Below are 13,485 nucleotides of genomic sequence, written 5' to 3'. Positions count from 1 at the left end.
GTGCGCATCCTAACAAAGCGGGATCAGCGTTCCTGGTGGTGCCAGCTTGCGCGCCGGCATCGGCCGGTTCGGACGGGACGCGGCAGGCTCAGCCTGCAGCGCCCTGCACCGCCGTGACAAAGATGCGTTCGCAGTAGGCGCGCAGCAGTTCCGGCGCATCGGCACGGCCGCGGAAGGCGATGTGGCCGTCCGGCCGCACCAGGATCAGCGCGCTGGTGTCCGCGATGCCGTAGGCGGCATGCGCGGCACCATCCAGGTCCGACAATGCGGTGGCATCGTCGGGCTGTGGTACGGCTGCGGCCAGGATGAGCCTGGGCCGCACCCACGGCCATGTGTCCAGCTCGGCAAGCGCCAGGCGCAGCCGTGGCATGGCATCGGGCTGCCGCCCGTCGAAGGCAAGCAGCGACCATCCCCAGCTCCATCCATCCGGGTTGTAGAGATGTGCGAACAGCGTTGTCGAGCTGCCATCGGCAGCGACGATTGCCGCATCGGGTGCGCGGTCGCCGCAGTGCGGGACGCGGCGCTGAAGCAGTTCGCGCAGGCCGCCGAGATGATCGTCGTTGAGCGGGCTTTGCGGATAGGCCACCGACAACTGCTGCAGATCGTCCGAGCCCTGAATCAGCGTGCCGATGGTGGGAATGAGCTTGGCGGCGATGCCCATGGCTGCATCGGTAACCGGGCCGCGGTAGACGCTGGTGTGGAAGCCACGCGCTTGTCGCGCGTCGAGCGCACGGTGCTCGCCGCCGCGCTCCCCATCGTAGGAGTCGAGCACCACCGGCGCGGCCTTGCCTTGCAAGGTCATCGCCAGCCGCCATGCCAGGCCGATCGCATCGTGCAGGCCTGCATTCATGCCCTGCCCGCCGATCGGCAAGGTGCGATGGCCGGCGTCGCCGACCAGCAGCACGCGCCCCTTGGCGTACTGCGCTGCAGTGCCATGCTGGAAGCGGCTGTGCGTCAGCCAGATCGGATCGCTCAACGTCAGTGTCGGGTCCTCGGTCACCTCGCGCGCGATGGCCTGCATTTCCTCCAGCGTCGGGTCGCGTTCCGGGATGCCGGCGTCATCGGCCAGGAAAAACAGGCGGTGGTAGCCGCCCCAGACCGGCAAGACACCACAAAAACCCTTGGGGTAATAGAAAAACCAGAGTTGATCGAAATCGGTGGAGCGCCGCCAGCGCAGCTTGGCATCCACCTGCCGGTTCATGCGGTTGGGCAACTTTTTGGGCTCGAAATCCAGCCCGAGCTGTTTGCGCACGACACTGTCGCCGCCATCGGCGCCGATCAGGTAACGGCAGCGTAGTTGCTCGGTCGGGCCATCGACGTGATCGTCGCTGCATGTTGCCAGCGTGACGGTGACACCGTCGGCATCCTGTTCGAAGCCGACCATCCTGCGGCCGCGCTCGACGCTGCCACCTTTCGCCGCGAGCTGCTCGGCCAGGACGGTTTCGATGACGTCCTGGCCGCTGTAGAGCACCTGCGCGTACGGGCTGGGGACATCGGCAATGTCGACCGGGTCGACGGTCTGCCCATTGAGCAAGGTGCTGACCTTGGTGATCCGATACGACTTTTCCGCCAACGCATCGCGGATGCCAATGCTGTGAAGCAGCTCCTGCGGCCGCGCCCAGAGATTGTTGGCGCGCGAATGCGGCCTGGCATGCACGCGTTGTTCGACGATACGGAAGTCGACGCCGTGATGGGCGAGCGCGCAGGCGGTGGTCAGGCCGATCGGGCCACCGCCGACGATGATGACGTCGGTGTCGACATCGCGGTGCACGGCAGTGTTCATGGCTTGCCCTTTCTTCGGGAAATGCGTGCTGCCTCGGCGCGCGCGGTCGGCGCAGCGAGGTCCTGCGCCATCACCTGGTTCATTTCGCCAAGCACCGCGAGCGCGGTTGCCACGCGCCTGGCTCCGATGCGATCCAGCATCCGCTGGTCGAGCGGAGCGGCGGCGGCTTCGGCGGCGTCCAGCGCAGCGCGGCCCATGCGCGTGAGCACCACCAGCTTTGCGCGCTGGTGATGAGGGTTGGGTTGGAGCGCGACAAATCCCTGCTCCAGCAATAGATCGACGACGCGCTGCACCGCCTGCCGCGTGATGCCCATGTTGCGCGCGATATGCGCCACCGGCAGCGGCATCGGCGAATAGCCCAGGGCGCCCAGCACCTGCCACCACGCGGTTGTCAGCCCGGCCGAACGCACCAGTGCATTACCGGTCTCGACCAGGCGGCCGTTGGTTTCGAAGATCTTGATGACCAGGTTGCGGACAGCCAGTAAATCGTCTTGGGTGCTCATCCGCAGCATGCTGCTCAGTTGACAGGATGTTGTCAATTATCGAATGGAGTCCGCCGCCGGTTGCTGCGGCTGTTCTGCACACGTGGACGCTTCCTGCATCCCGAACCCGAGCGACATTGCAGGGTGCTGGTGTCGAGCACGCAGGCAGGCACGTGCGTCACAGTGTCGCCCTATGGCCTGCGACGCGACTCAGATGGACAAACACTGCACTGGACAGCGCTGCTGAGCCTGGCTGGTCATGCATACAGACGCGTCAGCGGCGCCACGTTCGGCCACAACGAAACGGTCTCCAGCGTATCGATCCGCCCGGCAAGGTGTGACGATCTGCCTGCACTTCTGCTCGCTTCGCTGGTCCAGAACCCGCATCACGCGTCACACCCCTTGCACCGTGTGCTGCTTAGCTTGTTTGAATGAGCGCACGTATTTCATCGAACACCCTTGCCTTCACGGCGAGCACGGATTCAGCCGTCAATGACGGGCTCAAGCATTCGGTTGCGGACAGGTGGCTCCGCACACATCCCACGCTGCCGCTTCCCGGACGCGGCCACACCCTGGAGCGCTGGCAGACGCTGGCCGATATCGCGGCAGAAGACCTGTGCATGGCCAAGTTGCTGGAAGCCCATTACGACGCACAGGCCATCTGCGCCGACCTGGGCGTGGATATCATGACGCCGACACAGCGCTGGGCGGTGTGGGCGGCCGAGCCGCCGGGGTCCGATATGCGTTTTTCCGGGCAGACGCTCAGCGGTACCAAGGCGTGGTGTTCCGGCGCCGCGCAGGTGACGCATGCGCTGGTGACCACGTCCCATGCAGGCAGCAGTTGCTTGTTTGCGGTGGCACTGGATCAGCCCGGTATACAGATCGACAGCAGTGCGTGGCAGGCAGTGGGGATGCAAGGCATCGAGACGGCCAATGTCCGCTTCTCCGATACGCCGGCGCGGCAGATCGGCGCGGCCGACGCGTATCTGACCCGACCTGGCTTCTGGCATGGAGGCGCCGGCATCGCTGCGTGCTGGTTCGGCGCCACCGCCGCAGTTGCCGATGTGCTGCGCGCCTCTGCACGCCTGAGCAAGGACCCGCACGCGGCCGCGCATCTGGGCGCCATCGATGCAGGCCTGGCATCTGCCGCTGCGTTGCTGCGTCAGCTTGCCTCGCGCATCGATGCGCAGCCGCAGCAGGCACATCTGCGTGGCGTCCTGCAGGTCCGCAGCGTGGTCGAAGCGGTCGCACGCGATACGCTGGACCGGGTCGCTCGCGCATTGGGGCCAGGGCCGTTGTGCAACAACCGCGCACATGCGCAGCGCTGCGCCGACGTGTCGGTATTCATTCGGCAACATCATGCCGAACGCGACCTGCAGGCCTTGGGCGAGCTGTGCCAGCAGGAGGCATCGCCATGGAAGATCTAGCCGGGCGGCCCATCGAAGGCGCAGGCACGCCGGAAGCGGCATGGCGCGCCGCGCCGTTTCTGAGTGCGCTGCCACGCGTCACCCTGCCGCAGCTGCTGCAAGGCAGCCAGCGCCTGGTGGTGGTCGCGCCACATCCGGACGATGAAGTGCTCGGCTGTGGCGGATTGATTGCTGCCGCGCGTGCCGCCGGCATGCCGGTGTTGATCATCGCGTTGACCGACGGCGAGCAGGCCTATCCGGATGAACCCGGTTGGCGTCCGCAGGTGCTGGGCCCGGCGCGGCGCCTAGAACTGGATGCAGCGGCGCAGCAGCTGGGCGTATTGCCGAGCGCACTGATCCACCTCGCCTTGGGCGATGGTGCGCTGGCAGCGTCCGAAGCGCGCATGGCAGAAACCATCGGCAGTCTGATCACTGCGCAGGACACGGTGCTGGTGACCTGGGAGCGCGATGGCCATCCCGATCATGAGGCGGCGTCGCGTGCGACCCGTGCCGCGTGCAAGGCGCAGTCTGCCCGGCGTCTGCAATACCCGGTCTGGGCGTGGCATTGGGCGCGTCCGGAAGACGCCGTATTTGGCGATGGCTCTGCGGTGCGCCTGGATCTGGCGCCTGCAGTGCTGCGTGCCAAGCAGGATGCCATCGCCTGCTTTGCCACCCAGTTGGGCCATTGCACGCCGGCGGTTGCAGACCCGATTCTGCCGCCGTCGGTGCTGGAGCGCTTTGCGCGGCCGTTTGAGGTATTCATCCGATGACGGTGCTGAGCGTTGAGCACTTCGAGCAGATGTATGCCGATGAAGACCCGTTCGGCTATCGCTCGCGCTGGTACGAGCAGCGCAAGCGCGACATCCTGCTCGGTGCCCTGCCCTACGCAAGGTTCGCGCGTGGCTGGGAATTTGGATGTTCCAACGGCGAGCTGACCGCGCAACTGGCACCGCGCTGCGACACGCTGCTGGCCACGGATCTGTCGCAGCAGGCGGTCGAGCTGGCGAGCGCGCGCGTGCAGGGGCTGCCTGCGGTCACGCTGCAACAGGCGGCGCACCCGTCGGACTGGCCGGAGGGTCTGTTCGACCTGATTGTCTTCAGTGAGGTGGGCTATTACCTCGAAGCTCCGGCGTTCGAAAAAACCATCGCGCTGTTCGCCCGCTCGCTCACCGCCCGGGGCTGCCTTGTGGCGTGTCACTGGCGGCATGCCTTCGAGGGTGCGTTGCGCAGCGCCGAGCAGGTCCACGGCGCGCTGAATCAGGCACTGGCAATGGACACGTTGTGCGTCTATCAGGACGCGGACTTCGTGCTGCAGGCCTGGATGTCGGGCCCATCGATTGCGCAACAGGAGCAACTGCGATGATCGCGGTCACCATCCCGGCGCATAACGAAGCAGATCTGATCGGCGACTGCCTGCAGTCCATTCTGGTGGCAGCCGCGCACCCGCACCTGTGTGGAGAGCGCGTGGAAATCCACGTCGCGCTTGATCGCTGCACCGACGGCACCGGCGCGATCGCCCGCGCGCATGGCGCAAGAACCGTTACTACCTGCGGGGGCGTCGGCATTGCGCGTGCAGCGGCGGCCTCGGCCGCGATCGCGCGCGGGGCGCGCTGGCTTGCGTTTACCGATGCCGATACCTGCGTGCCGCCGGATTGGCTCTCGGCGCAGCTCGATTGCGCCGCCGATGTGTTCTGTGGCGTGGTGGAAGTGACCGATTGGCACGATTTCCGCCCCGAAACACGGCAAGCCTTCCTGGTCAAGGAAATTCGTCGCGACGGTCACCCGCATGTGCATGGCGCCAATCTGGGCATGAGTGTGGCCGCTTACGTAGCAGCCGGTGGCTTCTCTGCGCTGAAGTGCAGCGAAGACGTGGCGCTGGTGTCGGCATTGGAGCGTGCGGGCATGCAGATTGCCCGCCTGGTCAAGCCGGTCGTCAATACCAGCGCACGCCGTATCGCCCGCGCGACCGGCGGATTCAGCGATCATCTGGCGCGCCTGGAGATGGCGGTGCTGGCAGGCGAGCCGGTGCTGGGTAATTAGTATCGTCGCCGAGTGCCGGACCACGTCATGCGACAGCAAGCAGCCGAACCGCCAGCCCGTATCGATCGCTTGCCCACGTTGGAAGCGATCGCGTTTGCAGGCAGCGTAGATAAATCAGTTTATCCCGCTGATCGCTAGTTCGATCACCGCCAGCTGCCGCTCCACAAGACACTATGTTTATCTGTATAAGCGGGCTGTGCATATACTATTGCGGTCGCGTTCTTTTGATTCCATTGCCGCCTGCAGATTATTCTCCATATCGCTTGCATATTGAAAAAATAGCGATCAAGGTGCAACTGCGTATTGACTGACTGCAACCGGCAAGGCGGCCACTGCCGCTACCGAGGTTATGATGGCCCCCACGATGTTTCGGCAAATCGGTCGTTACCGATTGACTGCACATACGTTTCCGGTGGACGGCGTTTTCTCCCCGGAGATCCTGGTGTCGTTCGATGATGGAATCACCTTGTACGGCCAACGACATGCAGTGCGATTCGACACGCAGCTTGCCGCGCACCATTACGCCAGACAATGGATGGACCGATGCACGGTGACGCCGCTGGGCATTCTCGAGAGCGTCTAGCTGTTTCCGGCATGTCTGATGTCGTCAACCAGGCAGCGTTGCTGCCGGCCAGCACGTTGTTTCAGGGTAAGGACGACACCGACCAACGGTTAAGCAACCGCCTCGCCGTGCTACGCACGTTCGCTTGGTCAGACCCTGCGTGGCCATGCAATCTCCAGCTCGACCTTGATGCCTGGAAGCCAGGCGGCTGTACCCACACGCGCTGGTTCGTGCGTAGCGACCGCAAGGTGTGCATCGTGCCTGGTTGCAGACGCGGCCCGCGTCTGCATGTCGCTGCGTGGGCGTAGCGCCTGCTGTGGTTGCCGGTGGATGATGCTGCGATTGACTGCCCGTACGCCCTTGATCCGGCCATCAGCGTTGCACAACGTGGCTTGCGCCACTACTCAACACTGCCACTGCCGTCTGCACTTGTAGATCCGGCCCAGAATTGCGGCAACGCGCCGCGCTCGGCGGCAGCGACTGCTTGCTGCACGTGTCGCCTGAACCGCGTTGGCCATCATGCTGCCCGGAGCCGCCCCACTACAGGCGCCATCGACACGCGCCAGATATGCCAATGCATGCACGTTGACGTCGCTGACGCGTCCATCCAGGGCACTTCCCTGGTGGAATCCAGCAACGGCTCGACGACTCGCCCAGAGCGATGGACGGGAAAATCCTGCGCGCTGTTCAGTGTGGCCGAATCGATCACGCGTTTTTCGCGTGGGAAACGTAGTGTGGTGCATGCATTTTCGGAAAACTGCGTTATGGGCTCTCACAACGAAAAACTGATCCTGATTGTCGAGGACGATGCCGATACCCTCGAGATCGCCACCTTGTTGCTGACCGAAAGTGGCTATGCGGTCGTGACTGCCAGCGATGCCCAAGGTGCGCTGGAGCAAATCGATCATTGTCCTGCGATAGCGCTCGTGTTCACCGACCTTCAGATGCCGGGGCTCCTGGATGGATACGGCCTGATTTCGTATCTGCGTGCCGACGGCAACAATCTGCCGGCAATCCTGACATCGGGGTTAGGGCATTCTCCCAAGGGATTGCCCAGCCGGACGATGTTTTTAAGCAAGCCTTACAATCGCCGCAGCCTGGTCCAGAATATCGAGGCATTCGTCGGCCACTAGCGTGGGCGGCTGGCGAGGCAACCCTACCCTCGTCCTGATCGAGCATGCGCAGGTTTCAAGGCAGGGGCATTGCGCAGACCGGATCGATCGATCGCGACAACCCGGTGAAACCATCGCCGTCGTCGTGGAATCCGTGGATCACGATCGGTCCCCGATCGCTGCCCGGCATCATCTTGCCGCACGTCGCCAGCCTGCATTGATGGCTTCCTGGCTGGTGCAGAAAAAGCGCTCGCCCTTCGCAGGCGAGATGCTGGTCCGCTGGTAGTCGCGTTGCCCGGGCATGTGGAAGATCTTGCTGCCCTTGCTCGAGATATTGCCCTTGATGGCGCAGTGCGAAGGCAGCTGCGTCTGTGCTGCCGCCTGAGCCCGCCGTGCCGATTGGTTGCGTTTGCCGCGACGGTAGTCGGCTGGCATCTGGAAGGTGCCGGCCCAGAGGTTGCGCCGCTGTTGCTGCGCGGTGCGTTCGTCGGCGACAAACGCGGTGGCGTATTCGCGGTAGGCCACCGCCCAACCGGACTGCACCATCCAGCGGTTGACCGATTGTCCCTGCACGTAGCACTCGGCAACGACCCGTCCGTAGCGATCGGTATCCTTGGGTTGGCAGCGAACCGTCTTGTCACGCAGATAGCCATCCAGGGCAGCGGCGGAACGCCGGCCGCAAGGCCACGCGCTGCCGGTATCGCTGGTGCATTGCTGCGCGCTTTCGGGGGCATCGACGCCCCACAGGCGGATACGCTTCTGCGCGAGCGTGATGGTGTCACCATCGGTGACGGTTGCCCGGCCAACCAGCTCTGCTGCGATAACGGGTGAGGCGAACAGCGCAACAACAACAACCACCGAACATCTGGACAACATCAACAACAAGCCTCGGGTGATCGGCAGAGCGTGGTCCGTCTGTTCTTGCCTGGGTGACAGCGTCTAGCCGATTGGCTCACCGGCTTCCATCGCGCTGGTGCCCGCATCGACCAAGCGACGCGGGGCGGCACTGTATGCCAATGGGAAGGCGCTGCCTATCCCTTGCCGCGGCCTGCGAGAAGGCCATGGCATGGGGCGTTCATCGAATCACGTTCAAACCGCCGCATTCAAGGCCGGGCACACGCGGTGTGCCCGAGGTAACGGACAAGGTGTCATTCCTTGTAGATGTGTATCTCTGGACGGTTGTTTCGCCATTGCCGAGAGACAGGTCATCCCTGCCCCAGTGCGCCGTTGGCGCGCGCAAGCACCACGCGGCGCCCGGTCCCTTGCGGAACCGGGCATGCAGGCAGACTTATTGCGCTGCCGGTTGTGGCGACACAGGCGCCGCATCCGGCGTCACGCGCCAGATCGTATTGGCCAGATCGTCCGCAACGATCAGCGCACCCCGCGGGTCGAGCGTCACGCCGACCGGACGGCCGCGGGTCAGGCCATCGTCGCCATGGAAGCCGGAGACGAAGTCGATCGGGTTGCCCGCGGGGCGGCCATCGCGGAACGGTACGAACACCACCTTGTAGCCCACTGGCGGGTCGCGATTCCAGCTGCCGTGTTCGCCGACGAACACGCCGTCGGCAAACTGCGTCCCCATCGCGGTCGACGAGAACGCCACACCGAGTGCGGCGACATGCGAGCCCAGCGCGTAGTCGGGCACGATGGCCGACGCAACCTTCTGCGGATCCTGCGGCATGACCCGCGTGTCCACATTCTTGCCCCAGTAGCTGTAGGGCCAGCCGTAGAAACCGCCTTCGCGCACCGAGGTGAGGTAGTCGGGCACCAGATTCGGACCGATCTCGTCACGCTCGTTGACCACGGCCCACAGTGCGCCGCTACCTGGCTGTATTGCCAATGCGGTGGGATTGCGCAAGCCGGTCGCATAACTCTTGTGGGCGCCGGTTGCCGGATCCACCTGCCAGACCTGGGCGCGGTCGACCTCGGCAATCATGCCGCGCTCGGTGATGTTGCTGTTGGAGCCGATCGCAACATACAGATAGCGTCCATCCGCACTGGCGGTCAGGGCCTTGGTCCAGTGGTGGTTGATGGCCGACGGCAAGTCGGTGACCTTGCTGGGCGCAGTGCTGGCCTTGGTCTGCCCCTGCTGATAGTCGAAACGTACCAGTGCGTCCTGATTTGCCACATAAAGTGCGTTGCCGATCAGTGCCAGCCCATAGGGTGCATTGAGCTTGTCGGCAAAGACGGTCTTCAGTTCATACGTGCCGTCACCATCGGCATCGCGCAGCAAGGTCAGGCGGTTGCCGCTCTTGACCGAGGTGTTGCCCTTGGCCTTGATCGCTCCGGCAATCACGTCCTTGGGCTTGAGGTTGGGTGCGCTGCCGCCGCGGCCTTCGGCAACCAGGATATCGCCGTTGGGCAACACCAGCGTCTGGCGTGGAATGCCCAGCCCGGTGGCGATCGCAGCGATGCGGTAACCCGCAGGCACGGTGGGCTTGCGATCGCCCCAGGCAGTCGGCTTGGCGATGGTCATGTCGGGCAACAGGCCACGATCCGGTGCTGGCAGTTCGGGGCTGGCGCCATGTTGCGCGAGCTCGGGGGCCTTGCCGCAGGATGCAAGCGCGGCAGCAAGCACGGAAATCGACAGGATGGTCAGGGTATGACGTTTCATCGGGCACCTCCCACGCGCAGGCTGGACAGCCCCGACCAGGTTGCAACCAGCGCGAACGCGGTCGCGATCAACGAAAACGCCAACGCCGCCGGCATGGTCGCCCAGGCGTCACGCGCATGATGCAAGGCGTCGAAGAAGCCGACGATCCATGCGGCGCCGAGCGCGATCACATAGATCACGTTGCGGCTTCCGCGAACGAAGCCGACGATCGCACACAGGAGCGCGATGGTCGTCAACACCATCGCACCGATCAGCAGCCATGCGGCGAAATTGGCCCACTGGATCTGATGGCTGCTCCAGTACGCGTAGTCGCTCAGCAAGGTACCGAGAAACAGCGGCCACACACCGCCGAGCACGGCTGCGTGGAACGGATGGATGGCCCAGGATCGGGCAGGCATGGCAGTGGAATTCATGGCGGACTCATTGGGAGCGTTGGTGAAACGTGCCCCGATGCTGCCAGCTGCCACGTGATGAGCGCGGTGATGCTGGGTCTTTTCTGTGCGATGGACCGCACCGACAAAAGTCGGAAGCCTAGACCACTCATCCCGCCGAGCAACTCCTGGATCGCCGGCGCGACCGTAGGTCGTAGAACGTAGGTCATGGAACCCTATGTGTGCTCCAGGCCGCTCCCTACGCTGGGCTCCATCCACTGAAGGAGCAGGCAGAGGAAAGCAGTCGCAATGATGTTGCCGGCAACCGCGTCGACCATGGACGGCACGGCCAGCGCGACCGACACCGCGGCCACGACGCGTACGGTCGCCGCACTGGCGCGTGAGGCCGTTACCTTCTTCGACGGCCATCGGCCCGGCGATGTCGTGCTGGTCACCCCCGGGAACGAGGTCGTAGTGCGCCAGACCTCCGCAATGACCGATGTCGGGAATCGGGAGGCGATGCAGCCCGATGCCGCACTACCTCGCGTGCGGCACGAGGGGAAGACACCGACGCGCTGAGCCTGACAAACGACTTCAAGGATCTGCCACCGGGAGTCGATCCGGGCACGCAATTTCGCTACAGCGATTCCAACTAAAGCGTGCTGACCCACCCGATCGAGCGCGCATCCGGCCAGCCCTATGCCGCCTACATGCAGTATCGGCAGCAGGCTTTCAGGATGGTTTGAAGTCCGATGCGGGTCTGCAGTGATGAGCACCGCTCATAGGACCATGCAAGCTGGATGGATGGCGCGGCGTTGCATCTGCCTCATGCTGGCTGCCGGCATCCATGGCAAGGCAACAGCGATAAAAAAGCGCAACCGTGATGCGTTCGATTCGGCGTGATGTGTGCATCGCCAAGGCGCTCTCTACGCCGGACGGTTTGGCGTCGGATGCTTGGATTCGCGCTGCCTTGCCCCTAGATCGGTGGAGGGATGCGATGCCATGTGCGAGCGCGCTGCGTCGCTCTCTCCTGTCCACGGCTGCGCTGGTGTGGAGCGCAGCTGCCTCAGTTCTCTGTTGCCCCTCCCCCACGGCAGCACATCCTTCGGAGATTACGTCCATGACGACCCACGCCACCTTGTCGCCAAGGCAGCAGGCCATTGCACCGATTGCCGCGTTTGCGGCCACTGGCGACATCGAGCGCTTGAACACTGCATTGGAGGCGGGCCTTGATGCAGGCATGAGCATCGGCGACTGCAAGGAACTCTTGGTCCAGCTGTATGCCTACGCCGGCTTTCCACGCAGCCTCAATGCACTGGCCGCGTTGATGCAGGTCACCGATGCACGCAAGCTGCGCGGCATCGCCGATGCGCCGGGACACGACCCTGGCCCGGTACCGAGCGGCGATGCGCTGCTCGCACTGGGCACCGCCAACCAGACCCGCCTGACCGGCGCGCCAGTGACCGGGCCGTTGTTCGTGTTTGCGCCGGCAATCGACCAATACCTCAAGACGCATCTGTTCGGCGACATCTTTGCCCGCGACAACCTGGACTGGGTGAGCCGTGAACTGGCCACGATCAGCGTGCTCGCCGCCCTGGAAGGCGTGGAGGCGCAACTGCAATCGCATTTGAAGATCGGCTTGAACATCGGTGTGACCGAGGCGCAGCTGCACGCGCTGGCCCAGGTGCTGGACAAGCGCGTCGGTGCGGCCGCGGGCACGCGCGCCAAGGCGGCACTGGCCAAAGCCAGGGCGCAGTGAGCCTGCGGCACGCTGCGATGACCGCAGCGCCTGCTGCCGCTGCGCACGCAGCTGCCGATGGCGGCGCCGGGTCGACTCGGTCGCACGCTGCTAACGCGGCGCCGGGCCCGCTGCCAGCGCAGACCTTGCGCCGGCCTGCTTGACGATCAACTGGCCGATGTACTGCTCGGCCAGCCTGGTGCCGATCTCCAGCGCGGTTTGCAGCGAGCCGAACGTGGGCGCGGTCGGCAGCGGCACCGGATGTCCACAGACCTGCAAGGTCTCCAGGACGATGCGCCGGTGCCCGAGCTGTCGAGCGACCACGCGGTACGGCAGGCCCTGGTCGGTGCCTTCGGCTGACATGCTTTCGGTGCTGTGGGTACTCATCGGACTCGAGCATAGCTGCCATGCCCAAATTCGGTGGCAGCGGAACTTGAACCATTTATGCAGACGCTAGCGCTGCGACAGCGGCTTACTGCCAACGTGGGCATGCGCCCAGACCGGCCAGCCCGTGCCGGGATGGCACTGTAGCCACGCCCCACTCGTGGATGCGCCCCCTCTCGACGAGCTGAAGACCGCTGAAAACCTGGTGTAGGGGAATGCAGAATTTCGCGTACGAACCCCGAAATACCGGCTTGAATATTCCCCCTGTATTCAGCTTGACGGTTTCAGAACGACACGTACCAGCGCCGGAGGAACGCCGCATATCCATTGCTTCATCGATTGCGGCCCCCGCGTTTTTTCGCGGAATATGCGCGGAATCAAGCACAATGGCCGGGGCCGCTCGCTTTCGGTCAGTATAAATCGAGCGGATATAATGATTCTTCGGCAATAAGTGAATATAACGCCGAGGCGATTTTCGATAGGCCAAAATCCTGCGAACGCATTACGGAAGAGTCTGCCAGAATTGCTAACTTACAGTCGAATTCGCTACAACGTGTGGGTCATTCACCGACATCTTCGACGGATTTCCTGATTACTTGCGATATGCATCGCATCTAGGATTGCCGCCCCCGGAGATTCGTGACCATTTATTGTTGTGTTCGCTCCGACATTTCTTTGCGGTTGGGCTTGGTAGCGGGATTTTAATCCAATTTAGCTATGGATTGGATCGTTGAATCCTATGCGTAGCGTTTTTCTCTGAATAGCAACTGTCCGTTCAGGTTTTAGAGTTTATCGCTAGCGCCGTTAAACAATCTCGCAAGCACACGGTCGAATGCATTGGCGCATTACCGTGTTATCCGGAGCGCTTATCTGAGGGGACAGATTCGCGGCGGATAAAGTGAATAACGCGTGAAACCAATATGCCACGCCGGCGATCGCCGGTGCTGGAATCGTCTGCGCCAAATTTTAGGTTTTTTGCAGTTGCGGCGCGCC

The 13,485-nt window shown here is 63.7% G+C and carries 13 protein-coding genes; 7 read left to right on the top strand and 6 right to left on the bottom strand.

What is annotated here, in order from left to right:
* Positions 1-88: 88 nt before the first annotated feature.
* Positions 89-1,783 carry an FAD-dependent monooxygenase gene (locus H7A87_RS10495; protein WP_119128748.1) on the bottom strand — a complete coding sequence of 565 codons (1,695 nt, stop codon included), beginning with the start codon at positions 1,781-1,783 and terminating at the stop codon, positions 89-91.
* Positions 1,780-2,286 (bottom strand): helix-turn-helix domain-containing protein, encoded by a 507-nt coding sequence (locus tag H7A87_RS10490; RefSeq protein ID WP_104582727.1) that lies wholly within the window; start codon positions 2,284-2,286, stop codon positions 1,780-1,782. Before H7A87_RS10490 ends, H7A87_RS10495 begins: the two co-directional genes overlap by 4 nt.
* Before the next feature lie 410 nt (positions 2,287-2,696).
* Here H7A87_RS10490 and H7A87_RS10485 point away from each other — a divergent pair, with 410 nt between their 5' ends.
* The 5 genes from H7A87_RS10485 to H7A87_RS10465 all read left to right on the top strand — a co-directional run bounded on the left by H7A87_RS10485 (position 2,697) and on the right by H7A87_RS10465 (position 7,406).
* On the top strand, positions 2,697-3,692 hold the full coding sequence (locus H7A87_RS10485) for an acyl-CoA dehydrogenase (RefSeq protein ID WP_180496623.1): 996 nt from the start codon (positions 2,697-2,699) through the stop codon (positions 3,690-3,692).
* The gene (locus H7A87_RS10480) at positions 3,680-4,441 is read left to right on the top strand and encodes a PIG-L deacetylase family protein (protein ID WP_119128749.1); all 762 of its coding nucleotides are present in this window, start codon (positions 3,680-3,682) and stop codon (positions 4,439-4,441) included. The genes H7A87_RS10485 and H7A87_RS10480 overlap by 13 nt, the downstream gene beginning before the upstream one ends.
* Positions 4,438-5,034, top strand: coding sequence for a class I SAM-dependent methyltransferase (locus tag H7A87_RS10475; RefSeq protein ID WP_119128750.1), 597 nt, complete (start codon positions 4,438-4,440; stop codon positions 5,032-5,034). Before H7A87_RS10480 ends, H7A87_RS10475 begins: the two co-directional genes overlap by 4 nt.
* Positions 5,031-5,711, top strand: a complete 681-nt coding sequence (locus H7A87_RS10470) for a glycosyltransferase family 2 protein (RefSeq protein WP_119128751.1) — start codon at positions 5,031-5,033, stop codon at positions 5,709-5,711. The genes H7A87_RS10475 and H7A87_RS10470 overlap by 4 nt, the downstream gene beginning before the upstream one ends.
* 1,326 nt (positions 5,712-7,037) lie before the next feature.
* Positions 7,038-7,406 (top strand): response regulator, encoded by a 369-nt coding sequence (locus H7A87_RS10465; protein WP_104582620.1) that lies wholly within the window; start codon positions 7,038-7,040, stop codon positions 7,404-7,406.
* A 168-nt stretch (positions 7,407-7,574) separates the two neighbouring features.
* Here H7A87_RS10465 and H7A87_RS10460 read toward each other — a convergent pair whose 3' ends face one another.
* The 3 genes from H7A87_RS10460 to H7A87_RS10450 form a co-directional block, all read right to left on the bottom strand.
* Positions 7,575-8,261 carry a thermonuclease family protein gene (locus tag H7A87_RS10460; protein ID WP_119128752.1) on the bottom strand — a complete coding sequence of 229 codons (687 nt, stop codon included), beginning with the start codon at positions 8,259-8,261 and terminating at the stop codon, positions 7,575-7,577.
* A gap of 412 nt (positions 8,262-8,673) precedes the next feature.
* Entirely contained in the window at positions 8,674-9,999 is a 1,326-nt protein-coding gene (locus tag H7A87_RS10455; RefSeq protein ID WP_119128753.1) for a sorbosone dehydrogenase family protein, read from the bottom strand.
* The gene (locus H7A87_RS10450) at positions 9,996-10,412 is read right to left on the bottom strand and encodes a hypothetical protein (protein WP_119128754.1); all 417 of its coding nucleotides are present in this window, start codon (positions 10,410-10,412) and stop codon (positions 9,996-9,998) included. The genes H7A87_RS10455 and H7A87_RS10450 overlap by 4 nt, the downstream gene beginning before the upstream one ends.
* A gap of 267 nt (positions 10,413-10,679) precedes the next feature.
* Between H7A87_RS10450 and H7A87_RS10445 the strand changes: the two genes are divergently transcribed.
* On the top strand, positions 10,680-10,949 hold the full coding sequence (locus H7A87_RS10445) for a hypothetical protein (protein WP_119128755.1): 270 nt from the start codon (positions 10,680-10,682) through the stop codon (positions 10,947-10,949).
* A 541-nt stretch (positions 10,950-11,490) separates the two neighbouring features.
* Entirely contained in the window at positions 11,491-12,129 is a 639-nt protein-coding gene (locus H7A87_RS10440; RefSeq protein WP_119128756.1) for a carboxymuconolactone decarboxylase family protein, read from the top strand.
* 90 nt (positions 12,130-12,219) lie between these two features.
* Here H7A87_RS10440 and H7A87_RS10435 read toward each other — a convergent pair whose 3' ends face one another.
* Positions 12,220-12,495, bottom strand: coding sequence for a hypothetical protein (locus H7A87_RS10435; protein ID WP_104648747.1), 276 nt, complete (start codon positions 12,493-12,495; stop codon positions 12,220-12,222).
* Positions 12,496-13,485: the final 990 nt, after the last annotated feature.

The sequence above is a fragment of the Xanthomonas sp. CPBF 426 genome (assembly GCF_903989465.1).
Classification (GTDB): Bacteria; Pseudomonadota; Gammaproteobacteria; order Xanthomonadales; family Xanthomonadaceae; genus Xanthomonas; species Xanthomonas euroxanthea.
The sequence above is the reverse complement of the archived record's forward strand: the minus strand, read 5'-3'. Positions and strand labels throughout refer to the sequence as shown.

What these genes read in the sequence shown, in the direction of transcription:
- H7A87_RS10495 (WP_119128748.1), bottom strand. Translation starts at nt 1,783, where the DNA reads ATGAACACTGCCGTGCACCGCGATGTCGACACCGACGTCATCATCGTC.
- H7A87_RS10440 (WP_119128756.1), top strand. Translation starts at nt 11,491, where the DNA reads ATGACGACCCACGCCACCTTGTCGCCAAGGCAGCAGGCCATTGCACCG.
- H7A87_RS10465 (WP_104582620.1), top strand. Translation starts at nt 7,038, where the DNA reads ATGGGCTCTCACAACGAAAAACTGATCCTGATTGTCGAGGACGATGCC.
- H7A87_RS10490 (WP_104582727.1), bottom strand. Translation starts at nt 2,286, where the DNA reads ATGAGCACCCAAGACGATTTACTGGCTGTCCGCAACCTGGTCATCAAG.
- H7A87_RS10475 (WP_119128750.1), top strand. Translation starts at nt 4,438, where the DNA reads ATGACGGTGCTGAGCGTTGAGCACTTCGAGCAGATGTATGCCGATGAA.
- H7A87_RS10460 (WP_119128752.1), bottom strand. Translation starts at nt 8,261, where the DNA reads ATGTTGTCCAGATGTTCGGTGGTTGTTGTTGTTGCGCTGTTCGCCTCA.
- H7A87_RS10455 (WP_119128753.1), bottom strand. Translation starts at nt 9,999, where the DNA reads ATGAAACGTCATACCCTGACCATCCTGTCGATTTCCGTGCTTGCTGCC.
- H7A87_RS10480 (WP_119128749.1), top strand. Translation starts at nt 3,680, where the DNA reads ATGGAAGATCTAGCCGGGCGGCCCATCGAAGGCGCAGGCACGCCGGAA.
- H7A87_RS10435 (WP_104648747.1), bottom strand. Translation starts at nt 12,495, where the DNA reads ATGAGTACCCACAGCACCGAAAGCATGTCAGCCGAAGGCACCGACCAG.
- H7A87_RS10485 (WP_180496623.1), top strand. Translation starts at nt 2,697, where the DNA reads ATGAGCGCACGTATTTCATCGAACACCCTTGCCTTCACGGCGAGCACG.
- H7A87_RS10445 (WP_119128755.1), top strand. Translation starts at nt 10,680, where the DNA reads ATGATGTTGCCGGCAACCGCGTCGACCATGGACGGCACGGCCAGCGCG.
- H7A87_RS10450 (WP_119128754.1), bottom strand. Translation starts at nt 10,412, where the DNA reads ATGAATTCCACTGCCATGCCTGCCCGATCCTGGGCCATCCATCCGTTC.
- H7A87_RS10470 (WP_119128751.1), top strand. Translation starts at nt 5,031, where the DNA reads ATGATCGCGGTCACCATCCCGGCGCATAACGAAGCAGATCTGATCGGC.